Origin of the sequence: Streptomyces xantholiticus (assembly GCF_014651015.1) — a bacterium.
GTDB classification, from domain to species: Bacteria; Actinomycetota; Actinomycetes; order Streptomycetales; family Streptomycetaceae; genus Streptomyces; species Streptomyces xantholiticus.
The window spans coordinates 231,744-255,620 of sequence record NZ_BMWB01000002.1 but is presented as its reverse complement, the minus strand read 5'-3'; the positions used below and the strand labels follow the sequence as shown (position 1 = coordinate 255,620).

Sequence of the window (23,877 nt, the reverse complement as noted above, 5' to 3'; positions counted from 1 at the left end):
GGGCGCCCGGTCGTTGACCGGGCGCCCCTTCCGTGTGGCGGGGGTGTCACGCCTTGACGCGGACCTCGTTGCGGAGGTCGGCGGCGATGGCCGCGGTCGCCTCGATGCCGAGGCCCTTCGCCTTGTCCGTGGAGATGACGAGTGCCAGGGTGCTGTAGTCGCCCCAGACGCAGAACGCCTGAGTCTCCTGCTTCCCGGTCTGCGCGTTCTTGCCCTCGACGTTCTGGCATTTCATGATCGCGCCGTCGAGCCCGTCGGGCTCCACCGCTTCCGGCTCGCCGATGAACTTGGCGTTGCTGTCCTTGTCCTGTTCGGATTCGAGCTTGATGGCGGCGAACAGGTTGTCGATGGACTTTTCAGGGTCGTCCAGGGTGCCGTACGCGCCGGTGAACGTGAGGCCCTTGGACAACTTGACCTTGTCCTGCGCGCTGGGATCGATGAGGTCCTTCATCGTCAGGGTCGAGTACGCACCCCCGACGTTCGTGCCGTCCTTGACCCCGGCCGCGGCAAAGTCCTTGGCCATGTCCTTGTCGTCTGCCGCCGCACCGTCCTTGCTGATGCGGTTGAACTCCTTGAGGACGCTCGCGGGCGTGGTCAGCTTGTGCGGGCCGTCGTCCTCGAGGCCGCCGCCGCCACCCAGCAGGAAGTAACCGCCGCCGCCGAGGACCGCGAGGGCCACGACCACGGCGCCGATGATGAGGCCGGTCTTCTTGCCGCCGCCGCCCTGGGCCGGCGGCGGGGGCGGGTAGCCGCCCGGCTGCTGGGCGCCGTACTGGGGCTGCTGGCCGTACGGCCCGGGCTGCTGCGGCTGGCCCCACTGGCCGGGCTGCTGCTGCGGCGGCACGCCCTGCGGGGCCTGCTGCGGGTACCCGTAACCGGGCTGCGGAGCCTGCGGCTGCTGGCCGTAAGGGCCCGGCTGGCCCTGCGGCTGGCCGTAGGGCCCCGGCTGGCCGTACGGTCCGGGCTGCTGCGGCTGCTGCCCGCCGTACGGGCCCGGCTGGTTGTAGCTCATTACGGGGGTCCCCTCGTGATGTTTATGTGTTGCCAACATCCTGTCCCAAGGCCGCGTCCGCGTGGGCGGCGGGGGCCACACCGTTACCGAAGAATCGGGTTTCAGTACGACCCTGTGACACCTCTAAACTGGCCCGGTGACCGAGAACACTCAGCAGCAGACAGCGCCCCCTTCCGAACTGCCGACCCAGTACGCGCCGGCCGAGGTGGAGAGGCCGCTGTACGAGCGCTGGGTAGAACGGGGTTACTTCGAGGCCGACGAGAAGAGCGAGAAGCCGCCGTTCACGGTCGTCATCCCGCCGCCGAACGTCACCGGAAGCCTCCACCTGGGCCATGCCTTCGAGCACACGCTGATCGACGCCCTCACCCGCCGCAAGCGGATGCAGGGTTACGAGACGCTGTGGCAGCCCGGCATGGACCACGCCGGTATCGCCACGCAGAACGTCGTCGAGCGAGAGCTGGCGAAGGAGGGCAAGTCCCGCCACGACCTGGGCCGTGAGACGTTCATCGAGCGGGTCTGGCAGTGGAAGGGCGAGTCCGGCGGCCAGATCTCCGGCCAGATGCGTCGCCTCGGCGACGGCGTCGCCTGGTCGCGTGAGCGCTTCACCATGGACGAAGGCCTCTCGAAGGCCGTCCAGACCATCTTCAAGAAGCTCCACGACGACGAGCTGATCTACCGCGCCGAACGCATCATCAACTGGTGCCCCCGCTGTCTGACCGCCATCTCGGACATCGAGGTCGAGTACCAGGACGACGACGGCGAGCTCGTCTCCATGAAATACGGCGACGGAGACGACACCATCGTCGTCGCCACGACTCGCGCCGAGACGATGCTCGGTGACACGGCCGTCGCCGTCCACCCCGACGACGAGCGCTACCAGCACCTGATCGGCAAGCAGATCAAGCTGCCGCTGACGGACCGTACGATCCCCGTCGTCCCGGACACGCATGTCGACCCCGAGTTCGGCACGGGCGCCGTCAAGGTGACGCCCGCCCATGACCCGAACGACTTCGAGATCGGACAGCGGCACAACCTGCCCTCGCTCACGGTCATGGACGAGCGCGCGGTCATCACCGCCCCGGGCCCGTTCGAGGGCCTGGACCGGCTGGAGGCGCGCAGCGCCATCGTCGGCGCCCTGCGCGCCGAGGGCCGGATCGTTGCCGAGAAGCGGCCGTACCTCCACTCCGTCGGCCACTGCTCGCGCTGCAAGACCACCATCGAGCCGCGCCTGTCCATGCAGTGGTGGGTCAAGGTCGGCCCGCTGGCGAAGGCCGCCGGTGACGCCGTCCGTGACGGCCGGGTCAAGATCCATCCGCAGGAGATGGAGAAGCGGTACTTCGACTGGGTCGACAACCTCCATGACTGGTGCATCTCGCGCCAGCTGTGGTGGGGCCACCGCATCCCCGTCTGGTACGGACCGAACGGCGAGATCGTCTGCGTCGGCCCCGACGAGCAGCCGCCCACCGGTGAGGGATGGCACCAGGAGACCGATGTCCTCGACACCTGGTTCTCCTCCGGTCTGTGGCCGTTCTCCACGCTCGGCTGGCCCGAGCAGACCGAGAGCCTCGCGAAGTTCTACCCGAACTCCGTCCTGGTCACGGGCTACGACATCCTCTTCTTCTGGGTCGCCCGGATGATGATGTTCGGTCTGTACGCGATGGACGGCACGCCGCCGTTCCACACCATCGCCCTGCACGGCATGGTCCGCGACCAGTTCGGCAAGAAGATGTCCAAGTCCTTCGGCAACGCGGTCAACCCGCTGGACTGGATGGACAAGTACGGCTCCGACGCCCTGCGCTTCACGCTGGCGCGCGGCGCCAACCCCGGTGTCGACGTCCCGATCGGCGAGGACTGGGTCCAGGGCTCGCGCAACTTCGCCAACAAGATCTGGAACGCCACCCGCTTCGCGCTGATGAACGGCGCCACGGTCGAGGGCGAACTGCCTCCGGTCGAGAAGATGTCGGCGACCGACCGCTGGATCCTGTCGCGGCTGAACAAGACGGTCGCGGAGGTGGACGCGAACTACGAGGACTTCCAGTTCGCGAAGCTCTCCGAGGCGCTGTTCCACTTCGCCTGGGACGAGGTCTTCGACTGGTACGTCGAGCTGTCGAAGACGACGTTCTTCGCGGGCGGCGAGCAGGCGAAGGTGTCCGGCCGGGTCCTCGGTGAGGTCCTGGACGTGATGCTGCGGCTGCTGCACCCGGTCGTCCCGTTCGTCACCGACACCCTGTGGACGACGCTGACCGGCGGGGAGTCCTTGGTCGTCGCCGACTGGCCCGCCGACAGCGGCTTCCGTGACGAGGCGGCCGAGCGGGAGATCGAGCTGGTCCAGCGCGTCGTCACCGAGGTCCGCCGGTTCCGCAGCGACCAGGGCCTGCAGCCCGGCCAGAAGGTCCCGGCCAGGCTCACCCTGGACGGCACGGCCCTCGCGCCGCACGAGGCGGCGATCCGTCAGCTGCTGCGTCTGCAGCCGGAGGGCGAGGGCTTCCACGCCACCGCGTCGCTGCCGGTCGCCGGTGCCACCGTCGCGCTCGATCTGTCGGGCACGATCGACGTCGAGGCGGAGCGCAAGCGTCTGACGAAGGACCTGGGCGCCGCGCAGAAGGAGGTCGCACAGGCGACCGCCAAGCTCGGCAACGAGGCGTTCCTCGCCAAGGCACCGGACAATGTGGTCGACAAGATCCGGACCCGGCTTGCCAAGGCCGAGGAGGACATCGCGCGGATCAACACGCAGCTCGGCAATCTGCCCGAGAGCTGACGGACACCAGCGGCCGAGGCCCCGGGGAGCCCCCGGGGCCTCGGCCGTTTCTCTCGGTGCCCGTCCGTAGACTGGACCGCGTGAGTGAGCACCCCGATCCCTTCGACGAGTCCGACGTCTTCGACGAGATCGTCGACGCAGAGACCGACCGCGACCCTGACCTGGCGGTGATCGAGGCCGGCAGTCGCACCCTGCGCACGCAGGCCGGGACGCCGCAGGCCGACCATGTGCCCGCCCGGCCCGCGGACCCGGAGGTGGACAAGGCGCTGCGGGAGGTCGAGGCGGACCTGGCGACGCGCTGGGGCGAGACCAAGTTGGAGCCCTCCGTGGCCCGGATCGAGGCGCTGATGGACGTGCTGGGCGAGCCCCAGCGCGCGTACCCGTCGATCCACATCACAGGGACGAACGGCAAGACGTCCACGGCGCGGATGATCGAGGCCCTGCTCGCCGGGTTCGAGCTGCGCACCGGCCGGTACACCTCGCCGCACGTGCAGTCGGTCACCGAGCGGATCAGTCTGGACGGCGCGCCCATCGAGGCGGAGCGGTTCATCGAGACGTACAACGACATCAAGCCGTACGTGGAGATGGTCGACGCGAGCCAGGACTTCCGGCTGTCGTTCTTCGAGGTGCTCACCGGTATGGCGTACGCGGCCTTCGCCGACGCCCCGGTGGACGTGGCCGTCGTCGAGGTCGGCATGGGCGGCAGCTGGGACGCGACGAACGTGATCGACGGCTCGGTCGCCGTGGTCACCCCCATCGATCTGGACCACACCGACCGGCTGGGTTCCACGCCCGCCGAGATCGCGGTGGAGAAGGCCGGGATCATCAAGCAGGGCGCCACGGTCGTGCTGGCGCAGCAGCCGGTGGACGCCGCGCAGGTGATGCTGAAGAAGGCCGTGGAGGTCGACGCGACCGTCGCCCGTGAGGGCATGGAGTTCGGCGTGGTCTCGCGCGAGGTCGCGGTCGGCGGGCAGCTGCTGACGCTGCGCGGCCTGGGCGGCGAGTACGAGCAGATCTTCCTCCCTCTCTACGGCGCGCACCAGGCGCACAACGCGGCGGTTGCGCTCGCCGCGGTCGAGGCGTTCTTCGGCGTGGGCGCGGGCGACGCGCGCACCCTGGACGTGGACACGATCCGTACGGCGTTCGCCGCCGTGTCGTCGCCCGGCCGTATGGAGGTCGTGCGCCGCAGCCCCACCGTCGTACTGGACGCCGCGCACAATCCGGCGGGTGCCCGGGCGACGGCGGCGGGCGTCACGGAGTCGTTCGGCTTCTCGCGCCTCATCGGTGTGGTGGGAGCCAGTGGTGACAAGGACGTCCGCGGCTTCCTCGAGGCGTTCGAGCCGATCTTCGCGGAGATCGTCGTGACGCAGAATTCCAGCCATCGCGCGATGGACGCCGACGAGCTCGCCGCGGTCGCCGTGGAGGTCTTCGGCGACGAGCGGGTGGTCGTGGAGCCGCGGCTCGACGACGCGCTGGAGGCGGCGATCACACTCGCCGAGGAGGAGTCCGAGTTCGCCGGCGCGGGCGTGCTGGTGACCGGTTCGGTGATCACGGTCGGCGAGGCCCGGCTGCTGCTGGGGAGGGGCTGACATCCCGTGCGTACGCTCTGTGCATCGACCCTGATCGGCGAGTTCTTCGTGATCGGCTTCGCCGGTCTGGTCGCCATGAAGTCGGACGACGTCTCGATGACGGTGGTCTGGACGGTCTGCGGCGTCCTGATGCTGCTGTCGCTGCTGCTGTGCGGCATGATCACCAGGCCCGGCGGTGTGCAGCTCGGCTGGGCGCTGCAGATCGCGCTGATCGCCAGCGGTTTCGTGGTGCCGGCGATGTTCTTCCTGGGGGTGCTCTTCGCCGGCCTGTGGTGGGCGTCGGTCCACTTCGGCCGCAAGGTCGACGAGGCGAAGGCGGAGTGGGCGGCGCAGGCGGAGGCCGAGGCCCCGTAGGCGGGGCCGGGCTGCCGTACGGCTCCCGGGGCGGGTGACGCCCCGTGCGTCACACCCGGTAATGTCGGCCCCACCGCACACTTCCTGGCCTGCAAGGAGCCGCACACCATGACTCAGCGCACCCTCGTCCTTCTCAAGCCGGACGCTGTCCGTCGCGGACTCGTGGGCGAGGTCATCGGCCGCATCGAACGCAAGGCCGACTGGAAGATCGCGGCGCTCGAGCTGCGGCAGCTGGACCGCGCCACCCTGGAGCAGCACTACGCCGAGCACGTCGGCCGGCCGTTCTACGAGCCGCTCGTGGAGTTCATGCTGTCCGGTCCGGTCGTCGTGATGGTCGTCGACGGTGAGCGCGTCATCGAGGGTGTACGCCAATTGGCGGGTCCGACAGACCCGATCGCGGCCGCACCGGGGTCCATTCGGGGCGACTTCGGCACGATCGTCCGGGAGAATCTGATCCACGCCTCGGACTCCGAGGAGTCCGCCATTCGGGAACTTAAGATTTTCTTCCCAGGGCTTTCCTGACAGCGCGTCAGCCGAACAGGCCTCTTGCCCATGGGGCGACCGAAGGAATTTCGGTCGCCCTTCGGCATACGCACGGGCATTGCGGGAACGCATCGCCTCAACGCATCGTCACCATAAGCAAGAGGTGGACCACCGCGCGGTCTCGCTGCAGGCGGCACTACGATGTAAGCCTCCACGCCACACGCACCCACCTCGCCATCCTGAAAAGCCATCAAACGCTTCGATTTGGGAAGGCCAGACGCATCCTCATGGGGAACAACATGTCGTTCATCGGCCGTGACATGGCTGTCGACCTCGGGACCGCCAACACGCTGGTGTACGTCAGAGGCCGGGGGATCGTTCTCAACGAGCCGTCCGTCGTCGCCATCAACACCAACACGGGCGGCATTCTCGCGGTCGGCGCCGAGGCGAAGAAGATGATCGGCCGGACACCGGGCAACATCGTTGCCGTCCGGCCACTGAAGGACGGCGTGATCGCCGACTTCGAGATCACCGAGCGGATGCTCCGCTACTTCATCCTGAAGATCCACAAACGGCGGTACCTCGCCCGGCCCCGTGTGGTGGTCTGTGTGCCCTCCGGCATCACGGGCGTCGAGCGCCGCGCGGTCATCGAGGCGTCGACGCAGGCCGGCGCCCGGCAGGTGCACATCATCGAGGAGCCCATGGCAGCGGCCATCGGCTCCGGGCTCCCCGTGCACGAGGCCACCGGCAACATGGTCGTCGACATCGGTGGCGGCACCACGGAGGTCGCCGTGATCTCCCTCGGAGGAATCGTCACGGCACAGTCCATCCGCGTCGCCGGTGACGAGCTGGACAACGCGATCATCCAGCACATCAAGAAGGAGTACTCACTCCTCCTCGGTGAGCGGACCGCCGAGAGCATCAAGATCACCATCGGTTCCGCCTACGAGATGGACAAGGACGAGCACACCGAGATCCGCGGCCGTGATCTCGTCTCCGGTCTGCCCAAGACCGTGGTCATCTCCGCCGCGGAGGTCCGCAAGGCCATCGAGGAACCGGTCAACGCGATCGTCGACGCCGTGAAGACCACTCTCGACAAGTGCCCGCCCGAACTGTCCGGCGACGTCATGGACCGCGGCATCGTCCTCACCGGCGGCGGCGCGCTGCTGCGCGGCCTGGACGAGCGGCTGCGCCGCGAGACGGGCATGCCGATCCACATCGCGGAGGACCCGCTGGACTCGGTGGCACTCGGGTCCGGCAAGTGCGTCGAGGAGTTCGAGGCGCTCCAGCAGGTGCTGGACGCCCAGCCGCGTCGTTAGACGGGCGGACCGTACGCCGTGCGGGGGTCGGCAGGGCCCCCGCACGGGACCTCCCCCCGGACGGGGAAGGATCGCTGCTCCATCCGACACGACCATTCCTACGACCATTCCTACGAGGAAGGCACGGCCGCCGCACGTGAGGGACACAAAGGAGAGCCGGCTGCTCCTGGTGCTGCTGATCGCCATCGCGTTCGCCCTGATCACGGTGGACATCCGCGGCGGTGAGGAGTCACCGGTCGACGGCGCCCGACAAGCCGCGGCGTCGGTCTTCGGGCCTGTCGAGAACGGCGTCGCGGCGGCCGTCGATCCGATCGGCAACGCGATAGGGGCGGTCCGTAACTCCGGTGACCGTCACGACCGCATCAAGCAGCTCGAGCTGGAGAACGCCGAGCTGAAGCAGCGGCTCGGAAGCGAGGCCCGCAAAGAGAGCAGACTGCGTCAGCTCGACGGCCTGATCAGAACCGCTGCCGCCGGCCAGTACGGCATCAAGGGCGCCGAGGTCATCGGTATAGGAGCGGCCCAGGGCTTCTCCTGGACGGTGACCATCGACATCGGCTCCGACGACGGCATCCAGCGCGACATGACCGTCATCAACAACGACGGGCTCGTCGGCCGGGTGACCACCGTCGGCCCGCGCACCTCGACCGTGCTGCTCGCCAACGACCCGGACTTCACCGTCGGCACCCGTATGGAGAAGACGGACGAGCTGGGCTTCGCGACCGGTCAGGGCGACCGGCCGCTGCTGGTCCAACTGCTCAACGGCAAGTCGAAGGTCAAGGAGGGAGACCGGCTGGTCACCTTCGGCTCGCAGGCCAACAAGCCGTTCGTACCGGGTGTCCCGGTCGGCGAGATCGTCCAAGTCGACCGGGCCCGCGGTGACCTCACGCGCAACGTCCATGTCCGCCCGTACGTGGGCTTCAGCAAGCTCGACATCGTCGGTGTCGTCGTCCAGGCGCCGCGCACCGATCCGCGCGACACCGTCCTGCCGCCGAAGCCCGCCGCGCCCAAGCCCACGCCCACCGTCACGGTGACCGTCACGCCCGGGGCGACCCCGCCCGAGGGTGAGGACGACGGGCAGGCGCAGGACGGCCAGGCCCAGGACAACGGCCAGGCGCAGGACGGCGGTCTTGATCCGGGCGCGGACGACGGTGGCGACGCCACAGGCCAGAACGACGACCAGTAGGAGCTGATCCGTCATGCGTTTCAACCGGATGCTGCTCTCCACGGCGCTGGTCGTGGTCGCCCTCGTCCTCCAGGTCTCCGTCCTCTCCCGTCTCCAACTCCCCGGCGCCGTACCCGACCTGGTGCTGCTCACGGTGCTCGGACTCGCGATGGTGTACGGGCACGTGGCGGGCGCGCTCATCGGATTCGGCGCCGGACTGCTCGCCGACCTAGCTCCGCCCGCCGACCACGCCGCCGGCCGCTACGCCCTCGTCCTGTGCGTCATCGGCTACCTCGCCGGTCTCGTCCGCCCCGAGAACGGCAAGCCGCTGCGGTCCGCCACCGGCCCGATGGCCGTCGTCGTCGCAGCAGCGGTCGGTTCCACCCTGCTGTACGCCATGGTCGGCGCCCTCGTGGGCGACACCGCCGCCCGCCATGTCGGCCTGGTGGGCCTGCTGTTCACGGCGGTGATCTACGACCTGATCCTCGCACCGTTCACGGTTCCGCTGATCATGTGGCTCGCCAGACGCAGCGACAACGATCCGCTCGTCGACAGCCAGAACTCCGGCGGCACGGACGTGGCCGCCGGCTGGCTCACCTCCGGCACCGGACTGCGCCTCGGCAGCCAGCGCGGCGGCCTGCGGCTCAAGGCGGCGAAGAGCCGTGCCGCACGGGCCGGACGCATCAAGGGAGTCAAGCGACTGTGACCGAGGGGGCAGCAGCGTGAGCAACATTCCGGAGACCGGGCGGACCCCCCGGGTCCAGATCCGGCTCGTCATCATCCAGGTACTCGTCTTCTCCCTCCTCCTCACCCTCGCCGGACGGCTCTGGTACCTCCAGATCCGCAACGGCGAGGAGTACACCGACGAGGCGAAGAGCAACCATGTGCAGCGGGTCGTCTCTCCCGCTGTCCGCGGCTCGATCCTCGACGCCCGCGGTGTGCCGCTCGCCGACAACGAGACCCGCCTCGTGGTCTCCGCCTCCCGTACCGAGCTGATGAAGATGAAGGACGACGGCGAGGCAGTCCTCACCCGGCTCGCGGGAGTCCTCGGCATGAAGCCGAAGGACGTGATGGACAAGGTCCGGCTCTGCGACTCCGAGACACCGCAGCCCTGTTGGAACGGCTCCCCGTACCAGCCGATCCCGGTCACCGACGAGGCCACCACCCAGCAGGCGCTGAAGATCCGCGAACAGGCGGAGGACTTCCCCGGCATCACCGCGGAGCCCACCGCCGTCCGCCGCTACCCGGCGCCCGGCAAGGCACGGACCTCGCAGGTACTCGGTTATCTGTCGCCCGTCACCGACGAGGAGATCCAGAAGGCCAAGGACAGCGCCTCGCCGTTCCTGCGCTCCGACCAGGTCGGCCGTTCGGGCCTGGAGCGCAGTTACGACAAGGAACTGCGCGGCAACGCGGGGGTCACGTCGTACGAGGTCGACAAGCTCGGCCGGGTCATGGGCCAGACGGAAGCGGACCCGGGGGTGCCCGGCTCCCACCTCGTGACCAGCATCGACGCCCGTGTCCAGGCCGTCGCCGAGTACGAGCTCGACCAGGCGATGAAGACGGCCCGGAAGGAGACCGACAAGATCACCGGCCGCCCGTACAAGGCCGACGCCGGCGCCGTCGTCGTCATGGAGTCCAGGACCGGCCGCGTCGTTGCCATGGCCTCCCAGCCCGACTACGACCCCAACGCCTGGGTCGGCGGCATCTCCGGCAAGGACTACGCCAAGCTCACCGGCAAGAACTCCAACTACCCGCTCCTCAACCGGGCGATCCAGGGCCAGGCCGCCCCCGGCTCCATCTTCAAGGTGGTGTCGGCGAGCGCGGCCGTCCGGGGCGGCCACCCCTTCGACGACCGCTACAACTGCAGCAGCTCCTACAGCATCGGCGGCCGGAGCTTCGCCAACTTCGAGTCCAAGGGGCACGGCCCCATCACCCTCGGCGATGCGCTCAAGTTCTCCTGCAACACCGTGTTCTACGCCCTCGGCCACCAGGAGTGGCGGCGCGACGGCGGCATCAAGCCGAACAAGAACGCCAAGGACTGGTTCTACCGGACCGCCCACGACTTCGGACTCGGTGCCGAGACCGGCATCGACCTGCCGAACGAGGTCAAGGGCCGCATCCCCGACCGTCAGTGGAAGAAGGACTTCTGGGAGGCCAACAAGGACGCGTGGTGCAAGGAGGGCAAGAAGGGCGGCACCTATGTCGAGCAGATCGCCTACGAGAGCTGTCTCGAGGGGAACCAGCTGAAGGCCTACGACAGCGTGAACTTCGCCATCGGGCAGGGGGACATCCTGGTCACCCCCATCCAGATGGCCACCGCCTACGCCGCCATCAGCAACGGCGGCACGCTCTACGACCCCACCGTCGGCAAGGCCGTCGTCAGCCCCGACGGCAAGCGGATCGAGGAGATCAAGCCCGAGTCCCACGGCAAGCTGCCGGTGGACGCAGCGACCATCGAGGACCTCGACAAGGGCCTGCGCTCCGTGGTCGAGCCCGGCGGCACCGCCGCCTGGAGGTTCGGCGGCTGGCCGCAGGACAAGATCCCCATGCGGGCCAAGACCGGTACGGCCCAGGTCTACGGCAAGCAGACCACCTCGTGGTTCGCGACCTACACCGACGACTACACCGTCGTCATGACGATCTCCCAGGCCGGTACGGGATCCGGCGCATCCGGTCCCGCCGTCCGCAACATCTACGACGCGATGTACGGCCTGGACAAGGAGGGCAACCAGGACCTGAAGAGGGCCCTGCTGCCCGAGCCACAGAAGACCCTGCCCAAGATCTCCCCGGACGGATCGATCGAGGCCCCGGAGGTCAGGCCCTACGTTCCTCCGAAGCCGAAGGACGCCGAACAAGTGCTCGCGGGCCCGCCCGCGCGGAGGGACTGAGCCATGGCCACAGGCGGCTTCTCCGTCTCCGGGTACGGACCCGAACGCGGCGGGATCTGGAGCAGGCTCACGGCCCGCGACTCGGTGGTGCGCAGACTCGACTGGCCGATCCTGTGCTCCTCGATCGCGCTGTCGCTGCTCGGCGCGCTGCTGGTGTGGTCCGCGACCCGCGGCCGCACCGAGCTCAACCAGGGCGATCCGTACTACTTCCTGGTCCGGCACCTGCTCAACACCGGCATCGGCTTCGCGCTGATGGTAGGCACCATCTGGCTCGGACACCGCACCCTGCGCGGTGCGGTCCCGTTCCTGTACGGGCTGTCCGTCGTACTCGTGCTGCTCGTGCTCACCCCGCTGGGCGCCACCATCAACGGTGCGCACGCGTGGATCCAGCTCGGCGGCGGCTTCTCCCTGCAGCCCTCGGAGTTCGTGAAGATCACGATCATCCTCGGGATGGCGATGATGCTCGCCGCTCGGGTCGACGCCGGCGACCAGGTGCATCCCGACCACCGCACCGTCGCCAAGTCCCTCGGGCTGGCCGTCGTCCCGATGGCCATCGTCATGCTGATGCCGGACCTCGGCTCGGTCATGGTCATGGTGGTGATCGTCCTCGGCGTACTGCTCGCCTCCGGCGCCTCCAACCGCTGGGTCCTGGGACTCATCGGCGCCGGCGCGCTCGGCGCGGTGGCCGTCACCGCGCTGGGACTGCTCGACGAGTACCAGCTCAACCGCTTCGCCGCCTTCGCCAACCCCGAACTCGACCCGGCCGGTGTCGGCTACAACACCAACCAGGCGCGCATCGCGATCGGCTCGGGCGGGCTGTACGGCGAGGGCCTGTTCAACGGCCACCAGACCACGGGCCAGTTCGTGCCCGAACAGCAGACCGACTTCATCTTCACCGTCGCCGGGGAGGAGCTCGGCTTTCTGGGGGCGGGGCTGATCATCGCCCTGCTGGGCGTGTTGCTGTGGCGCGCGTGCCGGATCGCACGCGAGACGACGGAGCTGTACGGCACGATCGTGGCCGCCGGGATAATCGCCTGGTTCGCCTTCCAGTCCTTCGAGAACATCGGCATGACGCTCGGCATCATGCCGGTGGCGGGGCTGCCGCTGCCGTTCGTGTCGTACGGAGGCACGTCGATGTTCGCGGTGTGGATCGCGGTCGGGTTGCTGCAGTCGATCAGGGTGCAGCGACCGATAAGCGCCTAGTGCCGGGGCGGGGGGCGTGTCCCGTGCCGGGGCGTTGCGCCCCCGCCGGCCGTGTGGGGAGAGCAGGCTCCGTCGGCTCCAGGTGACTGGCAGCCTCCGGCCCCGCGTCGATGGCCGCCCGGATTGCGGCCGCGGTGGCTGCGGGGCGCCTGCGGCGGTACGTTCCCGCACCGGCCCCTTCCCGCTGTACCGATGTGCGTCTCCGCCGCGGGTCGGGGCAGGTCCCGGATCCCGGAACGCCCTTCGGGCGTCGCGTCGGACGCCGTGCCCCGGCTCCGCGGGGCTCCGCCCCCGGCGCTGAGCCCCGCCGCGGGGCGCACCGGGCTCGGCACGGGCCCCGTACCGCGCTTCTCGGGGCGTACCGGCCAAGCTCGGGGCCACGAGGTGCTCCGCGCGGTGTTCGGGGCTCCGCCTCCGCGGGAGTGGGCCCGGGGGCACTCCGGCGCTTCGTGCGGCGGCCTCGAAGCCCCCTGCGCCGCCGGGGCGCCGGGAGTACCCCCTGGCAGATTGCATACGCAGCCCGTGCGAGGCTGAGCCCCCGGCGGTGCGGGCGGAGCGCGGGGCGGGATGGGGCACCATCCACGCCGCCGGGCGTAGGGGGAGGATGGGGTGGGGAGAGCCACGGGGTGCCCCCCGCGCGCCACCGCCGCGCTAGATTCGAAGGCATGGCGGACACCAAGCGCGAGATCGAGCGTAAGTACGAAGCCACCCCCGACACCCCGATGCCCGACCTGACGAAGGTGGCCGGCGTGGCCCGTGTCGTCGGGAAGGGGACGGCCGAGTTGGATGCCGTCTACTACGACACCGACACTCTGCGGCTGGCCGCCGCGTCCGTCACGCTGCGGCGCAGGACCGGCGGCACGGACGCCGGCTGGCATCTCAAGCTGCCGGTGTCGCCCGGTGTGCGGGACGAGATCACAGCCCCGCTGTCCGACGCGGTTCCGGCAGACCTGGCCGGGCTCGTTCGGGCGTATGCACGGGACCTGCCCCTCGGACCCGTGGTGCGGCTGCTGTCCTCACGGGACGTGCACCACCTCGTCGACGGCGACGGCACCCTCCTCGCCGAGCTCAGCCGGGACGCGGTGGTCGCGGAGCGGCTCCACGGGCCAAAGGCCACCGCGCAGTGGGACGAGATCGAGGTGGAACTCGCGGACGGCGGGGATCCGGCCCTTCTTGACGCCGTCGACAAGCGGCTCCGCAAGGCCGGGGTGCGCGCGGCCGCCGCGCCGTCGAAGCTCGCCAGGGCCCTGACCGAGACGGGGGCAGGCCCAGTGGGCCCGCCCCGATCGTCCGGGTCGCGGACCGCGGGCGATCACGTCCTTGCCTACGTGCGCGAACAGACCGACGCGATCGCGGCGTACGACCCCGGTGTGCGCCGTGACCTGCCCGACGCCGTGCACCAGATGAGGGTCGCCACCCGGCGTCTTCGCAGTGCGCTGCGGACGTTCCGCAAGGTCCTCGACCGCGACGTCACCCAGCCGGTGATCGACGAGCTCAAGTGGCTCGCGGGAGAGCTGGGCGTGGCCCGTGACCAGGAGGTGCTCGCCGAGCGGCTGCACGGCATGGTCGACGCCGTGCCGGTGACGCTGCTGCTCGGCCCGGTCGCCGCACGGCTGCGGCACTGGTCCGTCGCGGGCGCGGACGAAGCGCGGCGGACCGCGGTCGCCGCGCTCGACAGCGACCGCTATCTGGCCCTGCTCGACTCGTTGGACGCGCTGCGCGCCGACCCGCCGCTGCTGAGGGCCGCCTCGGGTGCGCCGGGGGCGGTGCTCGCCAAGGCGGTCCTCAAGGAGTACGACCGGCTGGCCGCCCGTGCGGACAGGGCCCTGTCGCTGCCCGCGGGCAAGGAGCGGGACCTCGCCATGCACGACGCGCGCAAGGCCGCCAAGCGCGCACGGTACGCGGCCGAAGTGGCGCGGCCCGCGCTGGGCAAGGCGGCGAAGCGGTTCGGGAAGCGGATGAAGGCCGTGCAGAAGGTGCTCGGCGACCACCAGGACAGCGTCGTCGCCAGGGAGGCGCTGCGGGAACTCGCGATCAAGGCGCATGCGGTGGGGGAGAGCGCCTTCGTCTGGGGCCTGCTGTACGGGAGGGAGGAGGCACGCGCCGGGGCACGGGAGGCGGAGCTGCCCGCGGTGTGGGCGGAGGCGTCGGCCCCGGGAATCAGGGCCGCACTCGACGGCTGAGCGTGCGGGTACGCTTGAGAGTCGCCCCCTTGCCAGCCCAGAAGGTTTTCATGTCTGCCGAGTCGGTCTTCCCACAGCTCGAAGCGCTGCTCCCGCATGTGCAGAAGCCCATCCAGTACGTCGGCGGTGAACTCAACTCCACCGTCAAGCCCTGGGAGTCCTGCGACGTCCGCTGGGCGCTCATGTACCCGGACGCCTATGAGGTCGGGCTGCCCAACCAGGGCGTCATGATCCTCTACGAGGTGCTGAACGAGCGCGAGGGTGTGCTCGCCGAACGCACGTACAGCGTCTGGCCGGACCTCGAGGAGCTGATGCGTGAGCACGAGGTGCCGCAGTTCACCGTGGACAGCCACCGGCCCGTCGGCGCGTTCGACGTGTTCGGTCTCAGCTTCTCCACCGAGCTCGGCTACACCAACATGCTCACCGCCCTCGACCTCGCGGGTATCCCGCTGGAGTCGAAGGACCGCACGGTCGATCACCCGATCGTGCTGGCCGGCGGTCACGCCGCGTTCAACCCCGAGCCGATCGCCGACTTCATCGACTGCGCGGTCATCGGCGACGGCGAGCAGGCCGTCCTCGACATGACCGAGATCATCCGCGCCTGGAAGGCCGAGGGCCGCCCGGGCGGGCGCGAGGAGGTCCTGTTCCGGCTGGCGAAGACCGGCAATGTGTACGTGCCGGGCTTCTACGACGTCGAGTATCTGCCCGACGGCCGCATCGGCCGCGTCGTGCCCAACCGGTCCGGCGTGCCGTGGCGGGTTTCGAAGCACACCGTCATGGACCTCGACGAGTGGCCCTACCCGAAGCAGCCGCTCGTCCCGCTCGCCGAGACCGTCCACGAGCGGATGTCCGTCGAGATCTTCCGCGGCTGCACCCGCGGCTGCCGCTTCTGCCAGGCCGGCATGATCACGCGCCCCGTGCGGGAGCGAAGCATCACCGGCATCGGCGAGATGGTCGACAAGGGTCTCAAGGCGACCGGCTTCGAGGAGGTCGGTCTGCTGTCGCTGTCCTCCGCGGACCACAGCGAGATCGGCGACATCGCCAAGGGCCTGGCGGACCGCTACGAGGCGGAGAAGATCGGTCTCTCCCTGCCCTCGACGCGGGTCGACGCCTTCAACGTGGACCTCGCCAACGAGCTCACCAGGAACGGACGCCGTTCGGGCCTGACCTTCGCCCCCGAGGGCGGCTCCGAGCGCATGCGCAAGGTCATCAACAAGATGGTCTCGGAAGAGGACCTGATCCGTACGGTCGCCACCGCGTACGGCAACGGCTGGCGCCAGGTGAAGCTGTACTTCATGTGCGGTCTGCCGACGGAGACCGACGAGGACGTGCTGCAGATCGGCGACATGGCGGTCAACGTCATCGCCAAGGGCCGCGAGGTGTCCGGCTCCAACGACATCCGGTGCACGGTGTCGATCGGCGGCTTCGTGCCCAAGCCGCACACGCCGTTCCAGTGGGCGCCGCAGCTGAGCGCGGAGGAGACCGACGCGCGTCTGGAGAAGCTGCGCGACAAGATCCGCGGCGACAAGAAGTACGGCCGCTCGATCGGCTTCCGCTACCACGACGGCAAGCCCGGCATCGTCGAGGGCCTGCTCTCGCGCGGTGACCGTCGCGTGGGCGCGGTCATCCGCGCCGTCTACGAGGACGGCGGCCGTTTCGACGGCTGGCGCGAACACTTCTCGTACGACCGCTGGATGGCGTGTGCGGAGAAGACGCTGCCGGACTTCGGCGTCGACGTCGACTGGTACACCACGCGCGAGCGTACGTACGAGGAGGTCCTGCCCTGGGACCACCTGGACTCCGGTCTCGACAAGGACTGGCTCTGGGAGGACTGGCAGGACGCCCTCGACGAGACCGAGGTCGAGGACTGCCGCTGGACGCCGTGCTTCGACTGCGGCGTGTGCCCGCAGATGGACACCCACATCCAGGTCGGCCCGACGGGCAAGAAGCTGCTCCCGCTGACGGTCGTCAAGTAGGCGCTCGCCGCACGACTCCGGGGGAGGGCCCGGCCGCAGGGAATCCTGTGGCCGGGCCTTCGTCCGTTTCCCCGCGATGGCGATGCCGCAGCTCATCGCCCCGCATACACGGGTACACGACTCCTTCCTGGACGCGATCGCGGAATTCGCCGCGGACGGGACCGAGGCACACGCTGGGCACCCGCACGATGTCGCCGGCTTCGGCGACGCCCGCACCGGACGGACGGCTTCGCCGAGGGGAATGGCGCAGGTACTGGATCCGAACTCGCCTGTGCTGCGTCATGTCTGACATGGACTTGGAGAAGCCGTCGCCGGCTACCGCCGCACGGCGCCACGGCGCGCACATGGCGCCGAAGGATTACGAGCCGGGGGACGGCTGCCTCGTGCAGGTCATCCGGATCCCGGTGCGCGTCGTCGTGGTGCTCGTCGTCATCCCCGTGCGGATGGTCTGGGACGTCCTCGTGCTCTGTGGCCGGGCCGTCGAGCGGGTGCTCCTGAGGCCGCTGGGGCGGGCGCTGGGCTGGGTCTTCGAGAAGGTGGTCACGCCCGTGGCGCTCGCCCTGGCACGGCTGGCGGCCGCCATCGGCAAGGCGTTGTTCTACTGGCCCTGGGTGGCGCTTTGGCGGTACGTGGTGGTGCCGGTGGTGACGTACGGGTTGGTGGTGCCGGTCGTGTGGGTGTACCGGCAGCTGCTCACCCCGCTCGGGCACGGCATCGCCTGGCTGGTGGAGCGCCTGCTCGTCGCCCCCGTGACGTGGGTGTACCGGCAACTGCTCACCCCGCTCGGGCACGGCGTCGTCGCGGCTCTGGCGTGGTTGGTCAGGGCGTTGTTCTACTGGCCTTGGGTGGCGCTTTGGCGGTACGTGGTGGTGCCGGTGGTGAGGTACGGGTTGGTGGTGCCGGTCGTGTGGGTGTACCGGCAGCTGCTCACCCCGCTCGGGCACGGCATCGCCTGGCTGATGGAGAGGCTTTGGCGGGGCTCCGTCTGGTTGGTCAGGACGCTGCTCGTGGCGCCCGTGGTCTGGCTGTACCGGTACGTCCTCGCTCCCGTCGGCCGGGAGATCGCGTCGGCGGTCGGCGTGGCCTGGCGCATCGCCGGATACGTCTCCCGCGCGGTCGGCCGGTGCCTGAAGTGGCTCGCCCGGAACCTGGTCGGCCGCCCCGCACGCTGGTGCTACCGCGAGGTGTGCACCCCCCTCGGGCACTTCGTACGCGACGCCCTGTGGCGCCCTGCCGCCAACGCCGCCGTGCAGACCGGCCGAGCGACCCGCGCGGCGCTCGCCTCGGCTCGTGAAACGGTGCGCCAGGCACGGCGTGACGCCTGGCGGGCGCTCATCGGCACACCCCGGGAGCCGCAGTCCGTGGCGGGCCCCAACGGTCAGGCGCGTAACCTGGGTGGCAGACAACAAATACAGACCGTTCCCGGCGCGGCGGCCGAACCCGAGATCTCCCTGCACCAGCAGGGGTGAACCGGTCGGCCCCCGGGGAGCACCCTTACACGTTGAGGGCGGCGTGCCACCCGCGCCCGCTCCACACCGAGGAGAAGAACCACTGGGCAAGCGACAGCCCGAAGGCCCGCCGCCCGCACCCGCGGTGCAGCGCATCCGACTGCGCTACACCAAGCGCGGCCGCCTCCGGTTCACCAGCCATCGTGACTTCCAGCGCGCCTTCGAGCGGGCGCTGCGGCGCGCCGAGGTGCCCATGGCGTACTCGGCGGGCTTCACCCCGCACCCGAAGGTGTCGTATGCCAATGCCGCACCCACCGGCACCGGCAGCGAGGCCGAATACCTGGAGATCGCCCTCACCGACCACCGCGACCCGGACAAGCTGCGCGAACTGCTCGACGAGTCGCTGCCGACCGGTCTCGACATCACCGATGCCGTCGAAGCCCGCACCTCGGGACTCGCCGACCGGCTCACCGCCTCCGTGTGGGAGCTGCGCCTGGACGGTGTCGAGCCCGCGGACGCCGAGAGCGCCGTGGCCGCCTTTCTCGCCGCCGAGACCGTCGAGGTCCAGCGGAAGACGAAGAACGGCATGCGCACCTTCGACGCCCGCGGTGCGGTGGCCGACCTCCGGGCGGCTCCCTCGGCGTCCGATAGGACCGGGCAGGGGCCCTGTGCGATACTGCGCCTGGTTGTTCGGCACGTGACACCTGCCGTGCGACCCGACGACGTCCTGTCCGGTCTCCGAGCTGTGGCCGACCTGGCGCCGCCGGTCCCCGCAGCGGTGACCAGGCTGGCGCAGGGGCTCTTCGACGAGGAGTCCGGCACGGTGACCGACCCGCTCGCGCCCGACCGCGAGGCAGCCCCGGCCGCTCCACCCACGGCCGCCGGGACCGCTTCTGCGACGGCGCCGGAAGGTCCCGCCGCGTAAGGACGGTCGTCGTAGCGCGGCTCTTGTACTCGGGAGCCACCTGGGTCGGGCCGCGCGATGACACAGAAGACTTTCGCCAGGCCGTGCGTACATCGCGTAGGGAACCGGCGAGCCAGACATCAGCTCCCGTGCGGCGCCCGCGCCCCGGACGGCGGCACCGCGCACATCACGCGGGCCGCTGCCGGACCGGAACCAGGCGCGGCGCCCGGGAGCGTGACGGGAGAACCGCCCGCATGCTCGAGCAGACCGAATCCGGCACTGCCGGTAACAACAACGAAGACCACAACAACAGCCCGAGCGACACACTGCCGCCGCGCCGCAGGCGCCGCGCCGCGTCGCGTCCGGCTGGTGCTCCGCAGACGGCCGAGGCCGCAGAAGGGGCCGCCCAGGTGCAGGCCGCCGAGGCCGTGATTCCGGCCGTGGCCGCAGTGGGCGCCGTGGTGGAAGGCTCCGACGAGGCTGCCGAAGAGGCGCCCGCGGAGCCGGCGGCCGCCGAGGCCGCCCAGGTGGCACAGGCCGTCACCGATGCGCCGCGTGCGCGTCGCCGCGCCACGCGCAAGGTGACGGCTCCGGCCGGTTCGCCGCAGGCGGCGGAGGCTGTGGAGTCGGAGGCCGTAGTCACTGGTGGTGTGTCCGACGAGGCCGCTGTGCCGGTTGAGGCTGATGCGCCTGCGGCGCGCCGTCGTCGTGCGTCCGCTCCCGCGGGTGCGCCGGCTGTCGCTGCTTCGGCCGAGGCCGTTGCAGCTGAGGAGCCGGAGGCGGCCGCGCCGCGTACACGTCGTCGTGCGACCCGTAAGGCGACGGCTCCGGCCGGTTCGCCGCAGGCGGCGGAGGCTGTGGAGTCGGAGGCCGTAGTCACCGGTGGTGTGTCCGATGAGGCCGCTGAGCCGGTTGAGGCTGATGCGCCTGCGCCGCGGCGTCGTCGTGCGACCCGTAAGGCCACCGCTCCGGCCGGCGCGCCGAGCACCGCGGAGCCCCTGAGCGGCGAGGCCGCAGGGACGGAGTCCGCTACCGCGGCCGACGAGGCCCCCGAAGAGGCACTTGAGCCCGCCACGGTGGAGAGCGCCGCCCCCCGCCGCACCCGTCGCCGCGCTTCCGCGCCGGCCGGTGCGCCGAAGGCCGTCGAGGCCGCCGTGACCGAGGCCGCCGAGGAGGAGGCCGTCGAGGAGGAGGCCGTCGAGGCCGCCGTCGGTGAGGAGCCCGAGGTCGAGGAGCCCGAGGCCGAGGCGGCCGAGGAGGCGCCCGCGCGCCGCCGTACGCGCCGCCGCGCTTCCGCACCCGCCGGTGCCCCCCCGACCGAGACCGCAGAGGACGCCCGGCCGGTCGAGGCCGAGCCCGCCCCGGCCGACGAGGAGGAGGTGCCTGCGCCGCGCACCCGTCGCCGGGCCGCACGCAAGGCCACTGTCGCCGCCGCGCCTGAGGCGGCCGACGAGGACATGGCGGACGCGGGCGAGAGCCTGCCCGAGAGCGCCGTCGCCCAGATCGCCTCCGAGGAGGTGGAGGTCGCGGCTGCGGAGAAGGCCGCGACCCGGGGCCGTACGCGCCGCCGCACGGTGTCGCCCCGGTTCACGTCGCAGCCTGTCGAGCAGGCCGAGGAGACGCCCGCCCGCGGCGGTCGTGGCGGGCGGCCGGCCGTGCCCACCTTCCAGGCGCCGGTCTTCGCCGAGCCGATGTTCCAGACTCCGGAGACGGCCGCTGCCGCTGCCGCGAGCCGCCCGGAGCCGCAGGAGGAAGAGGAGACGGCCGAGGCCGCCGCCCCCGAGCAGACGGGCCGCCGTCGCCGCCGCCGTCGCGGTGAGCCCGTGGAGCCCGTCGAGGCGCCGGTCGCGGAGGCCGCCCCGGCCGAGGACGAGACGGAGCCCGAGCAGGCGGAGGCCGAGGAGGGCGAGGAGCAGGACGAGTACGAGGATCGTCCGTCGCGCCGTCGCCGTCGCGGAGGCCGCCGTCGTCGCCGTGGTGAGGCCGCGGAGGCGGACGAGGCCGCGGAGGAGCAGGCAGAGGAAGCCGGCGCCGAGGACGAGGGCGCCCACGACGAGGGCGAGGAAGACGAAGAGGCCGAGACGGAGACTCCGTCGGCGGCCGGCACCAGCAGCAGCCGTCGCCGTCGTCGTCGCCGCCGTCGCAGCGGTGACGCCGCCGAGGGCGAGGAGGTCGCCGACGACCCGGAGCGTACGGTCGTCAAGGTCCGCGAGCCCCGCAAGAAGGAGGAGCCGAGCGACGAGGTCCAGTCCATCAAGGGCTCGACCCGTCTTGAGGCGAAGAAGCAGCGCCGCCGCGAAGGCCGCGAGCAGGGCCGCCGCCGGGTGCCGATCATCACCGAGGCGGAGTTCCTGGCGCGCCGCGAGGCCGTCGAGCGCGTCATGGTCGTCCGCCAGAGCGGCGAGCGCACCCAGATCGGCGTCCTCGAGGACAACGTGCTCGTCGAGCACTACGTCAACAAGGAGCAGGCCACCAGCTACGTCGGCAACGTCTACCTGGGCAAGGTCCAGAACGTCCTGCCGTCCATGGAGGCCGCGTTCGTCGACATCGGCAAGGGCCGCAACGCGGTCCTGTACGCCGGTGAGGTGAACTTCGAGGCGCTGGGCATGGCGGGCGGCCCCCGTCGAATCGAGGCCGCCCTCAAGTCCGGCCAGTCGGTACTGGTCCAGGTGACCAAGGACCCGATCGGTCACAAGGGCGCCCGCCTCACCAGCCAGGTGTCCCTGCCCGGCCGCTACCTGGTCTACGTGCCCGAGGGCTCGATGACCGGCATCAGCCGCAAGCTGCCCGACACCGAGCGCGCGCGTCTGAAGACCATCCTCAAGAAGATCGTCCCCGAGGACGCCGGTGTCATCGTGCGCACCGCCGCCGAGGGTGCGAGCGAGGACGAGCTGCGCCGCGACGTCGAGCGTCTGCAGGCGCAGTGGGAGGACATCCAGAAGAAGGCGAAGAGCGGCAACGCGCCGACGCTGCTCTACGGCGAGCCGGACATGACCGTCCGTGTCGTCCGCGACATCTTCAACGAGGACTTCTCCAAGGTCGTCGTCAGCGGTGACGAGGCTTGGGAGACCATCCACGGCTACGTCTCGCACGTGGCGCCCGATCTCGCGGACCGGCTGCAGCGCTGGACCAGCGAGACCGACGTCTTCGCGGTTCACCGGATCGACGAGCAGCTGATGAAGGCGCTGGACCGCAAGGTCTGGCTGCCGAGCGGCGGCTCGCTGGTGATCGACAAGACCGAGGCCATGATCGTGGTCGACGTCAACACCGGTAAGTTCACCGGCCAGGGCGGCAACCTCGAGGAGACCGTCACCAGGAACAACCTGGAGGCGGCCGAGGAGATCGTGCGCCAGCTGCGGCTGCGCGACCTCGGCGGCATCGTCGTGGTCGACTTCATCGACATGGTGCTGGAGTCCAACCGGGACCTGGTCATGCGGCGGCTGCTGGAGTGCCTGGGCCGGGACCGGACCAAGCACCAGGTCGCCGAGGTGACGTCGCTGGGCCTGGTCCAGATGACCCGCAAGCGCGTCGGTCAGGGCCTGCTGGAGTCCTTCTCGGAGACCTGTGTCCACTGCAACGGCCGTGGCGTGATCGTGCACATGGAGCAGCCTTCGTCGGTCGGCGGTGGCGGCAAGCGCTCGAAGAAGCGCGGCCGTGGCGGTGCTCAGGAGCAGGCGGAGCCGCAGCAGGAGGCCATCGAGACCGAGACCGAGGCGGAGGTCGCCGCCGAGGTGGCGGTGCCCGTGGCGCTCGAGGAGCCCGAGTTCGTACCGGACGAGGAGCTGTACAGCAGCGTGGCCGAGGCGGAGGCGGCCGCCTCGCGCGGACGCGGTCGTCGCCGGGCCACCCGCAAGGTGTCGGCCCCGGCCGGCGCGCCGAAGGCCGCGGAGCCTCCGGCCGCCGAGGTACAGGCCGCGGCTCCCGCGCCCGTCGAGCCGGTTGCCGAGCCCGAGCCGGCCGCGCCGGCGGAGGAGGCCGCCCCCGCGGGCCGTACCCGCCGCAGGGCGACGCGGAAGGTGTCCGCTCCGGCGGGCCCGCCCGTGACGTCCGAGCCGACCGTCGTGGAGACGACCGTCAAGGAGCCGGCCGAGCCGCAGCCCGAGCCGGCGGAGGCGGCCCCCGCCCCCGCCGCCGAGGAGGCGCCGGTCGCGGCTCCGCCGCGTGCGCGCCGCCGGGTGACCCGCAAGGTGACGGCTCCCGCCGGTTCGCCGTCGGGCGCCGAGGAGGCCGCGGTCGTCGTGGTCGCCGCCGAGCCCAAGGCCGCCGAGCCCAAGGCCGCCGAGCCCAAGGCCGCGGAGCCGGAGGCCGAGGCCCCGAAGGCCGACGAGACCGAGGCTCCGGCCCCGGCGGCCAAGAAGGCGGCTCGCAAGACCGCCAAGAAGGCCACCGCGAAGAAGGCGGCGGCCAAGAAGACCGCGGCCAAGAAGACGACTGCGAAGAAGACGACGGCGAAGAAGGCCTCCAAGAAGGCCGTGGCCGCCGAGCAGGCGTCGGCTCCGGGCGTCTCGTCGAGTACGTCAGAGGCGTAGGAACAGCATCACCACCGGCGGTGGGGCCCCCGGGGGGGGGGGCCCCACCGCCGGTGGCAGGAAAACTGG

Annotated in this window: 16 protein-coding genes; 15 read left to right on the top strand and 1 reads right to left on the bottom strand. The window is 70.7% G+C overall.

Going from position 1 to position 23,877, the window contains the following annotated elements; genetic code table 11:
* Window positions 1-46: 46 nt before the first annotated feature.
* Window positions 47-1,012, bottom strand: coding sequence for a hypothetical protein (locus IE198_RS05440; protein ID WP_189883200.1), 966 nt, complete (start codon window positions 1,010-1,012; stop codon window positions 47-49).
* A 136-nt stretch (window positions 1,013-1,148) separates the two neighbouring features.
* Between IE198_RS05440 and IE198_RS05435 the strand changes: the two genes are divergently transcribed.
* The 15 genes from IE198_RS05435 (at window position 1,149) to IE198_RS05365 (ending at window position 23,808) form a co-directional block, all read left to right on the top strand.
* Entirely contained in the window at window positions 1,149-3,770 is a 2,622-nt protein-coding gene (locus tag IE198_RS05435) for a valine--tRNA ligase (RefSeq protein ID WP_189883198.1), read from the top strand.
* Between the two features lie 80 nt (window positions 3,771-3,850).
* On the top strand, window positions 3,851-5,359 hold the full coding sequence (gene folC, locus IE198_RS05430) for a bifunctional tetrahydrofolate synthase/dihydrofolate synthase (protein WP_189883196.1): 1,509 nt from the start codon (window positions 3,851-3,853) through the stop codon (window positions 5,357-5,359).
* Window positions 5,360-5,365: 6 nt separating this feature from the next.
* Window positions 5,366-5,713: a DUF4233 domain-containing protein gene (locus IE198_RS05425; RefSeq protein WP_189883194.1), complete on the top strand. Its 348-nt coding sequence runs from the start codon at window positions 5,366-5,368 to the stop codon at window positions 5,711-5,713.
* A 108-nt stretch (window positions 5,714-5,821) separates the two neighbouring features.
* Window positions 5,822-6,235 (top strand): nucleoside-diphosphate kinase, encoded by a 414-nt coding sequence (gene ndk / locus IE198_RS05420; RefSeq protein WP_100107161.1) that lies wholly within the window; start codon window positions 5,822-5,824, stop codon window positions 6,233-6,235.
* A 260-nt stretch (window positions 6,236-6,495) separates the two neighbouring features.
* Entirely contained in the window at window positions 6,496-7,515 is a 1,020-nt protein-coding gene (locus tag IE198_RS05415; protein WP_189883677.1) for a rod shape-determining protein, read from the top strand.
* A gap of 136 nt (window positions 7,516-7,651) precedes the next feature.
* Window positions 7,652-8,698, top strand: a complete 1,047-nt coding sequence (gene mreC / locus IE198_RS05410) for a rod shape-determining protein MreC (RefSeq protein ID WP_189883193.1) — start codon at window positions 7,652-7,654, stop codon at window positions 8,696-8,698.
* Between the two features lie 13 nt (window positions 8,699-8,711).
* A complete protein-coding gene (gene mreD / locus IE198_RS05405; RefSeq protein WP_189883191.1) occupies window positions 8,712-9,383 on the top strand; it encodes a rod shape-determining protein MreD in 672 nt (223 codons plus the stop codon).
* A gap of 16 nt (window positions 9,384-9,399) precedes the next feature.
* Window positions 9,400-11,565: a penicillin-binding protein 2 gene (gene mrdA / locus IE198_RS05400; protein ID WP_189883189.1), complete on the top strand. Its 2,166-nt coding sequence runs from the start codon at window positions 9,400-9,402 to the stop codon at window positions 11,563-11,565.
* Between the two features lie 3 nt (window positions 11,566-11,568).
* Entirely contained in the window at window positions 11,569-12,768 is a 1,200-nt protein-coding gene (gene rodA / locus IE198_RS05395; protein WP_189883187.1) for a rod shape-determining protein RodA, read from the top strand.
* A gap of 665 nt (window positions 12,769-13,433) precedes the next feature.
* The gene (locus tag IE198_RS05390) at window positions 13,434-14,951 is read left to right on the top strand and encodes a CYTH and CHAD domain-containing protein (protein WP_189883185.1); all 1,518 of its coding nucleotides are present in this window, start codon (window positions 13,434-13,436) and stop codon (window positions 14,949-14,951) included.
* 50 nt (window positions 14,952-15,001) lie between these two features.
* Window positions 15,002-16,927 (top strand): TIGR03960 family B12-binding radical SAM protein, encoded by a 1,926-nt coding sequence (locus IE198_RS05385; RefSeq protein ID WP_189883183.1) that lies wholly within the window; start codon window positions 15,002-15,004, stop codon window positions 16,925-16,927.
* A gap of 76 nt (window positions 16,928-17,003) precedes the next feature.
* Window positions 17,004-17,216: a hypothetical protein gene (locus tag IE198_RS05380; protein ID WP_189883182.1), complete on the top strand. Its 213-nt coding sequence runs from the start codon at window positions 17,004-17,006 to the stop codon at window positions 17,214-17,216.
* A gap of 55 nt (window positions 17,217-17,271) precedes the next feature.
* Window positions 17,272-18,396, top strand: a complete 1,125-nt coding sequence (locus IE198_RS05375; RefSeq protein ID WP_229833756.1) for a hypothetical protein — start codon at window positions 17,272-17,274, stop codon at window positions 18,394-18,396.
* 124 nt (window positions 18,397-18,520) lie between these two features.
* On the top strand, window positions 18,521-19,300 hold the full coding sequence (locus tag IE198_RS05370; protein WP_189883181.1) for a TIGR03936 family radical SAM-associated protein: 780 nt from the start codon (window positions 18,521-18,523) through the stop codon (window positions 19,298-19,300).
* Between the two features lie 233 nt (window positions 19,301-19,533).
* Window positions 19,534-23,808 carry an Rne/Rng family ribonuclease gene (locus IE198_RS05365; protein ID WP_189883180.1) on the top strand — a complete coding sequence of 1,425 codons (4,275 nt, stop codon included), beginning with the start codon at window positions 19,534-19,536 and terminating at the stop codon, window positions 23,806-23,808.
* Window positions 23,809-23,877 lie beyond the last annotated feature (69 nt).

Bases quoted from the DNA above. Each gene is read 5' to 3' on its own strand.
- IE198_RS05365 (WP_189883180.1), top strand. From the start codon at position 19,534: ATGCTCGAGCAGACCGAATCCGGCACTGCCGGTAACAACAACGAAGAC.
- IE198_RS05390 (WP_189883185.1), top strand. From the start codon at position 13,434: ATGGCGGACACCAAGCGCGAGATCGAGCGTAAGTACGAAGCCACCCCC.
- IE198_RS05440 (WP_189883200.1), bottom strand. From the start codon at position 1,012: ATGAGCTACAACCAGCCGGGCCCGTACGGCGGGCAGCAGCCGCAGCAG.
- rodA (WP_189883187.1), top strand. From the start codon at position 11,569: ATGGCCACAGGCGGCTTCTCCGTCTCCGGGTACGGACCCGAACGCGGC.
- IE198_RS05380 (WP_189883182.1), top strand. From the start codon at position 17,004: ATGGCGATGCCGCAGCTCATCGCCCCGCATACACGGGTACACGACTCC.
- IE198_RS05385 (WP_189883183.1), top strand. From the start codon at position 15,002: ATGTCTGCCGAGTCGGTCTTCCCACAGCTCGAAGCGCTGCTCCCGCAT.
- ndk (WP_100107161.1), top strand. From the start codon at position 5,822: ATGACTCAGCGCACCCTCGTCCTTCTCAAGCCGGACGCTGTCCGTCGC.
- mreD (WP_189883191.1), top strand. From the start codon at position 8,712: ATGCGTTTCAACCGGATGCTGCTCTCCACGGCGCTGGTCGTGGTCGCC.
- IE198_RS05415 (WP_189883677.1), top strand. From the start codon at position 6,496: ATGTCGTTCATCGGCCGTGACATGGCTGTCGACCTCGGGACCGCCAAC.
- IE198_RS05375 (WP_229833756.1), top strand. From the start codon at position 17,272: ATGGCGCCGAAGGATTACGAGCCGGGGGACGGCTGCCTCGTGCAGGTC.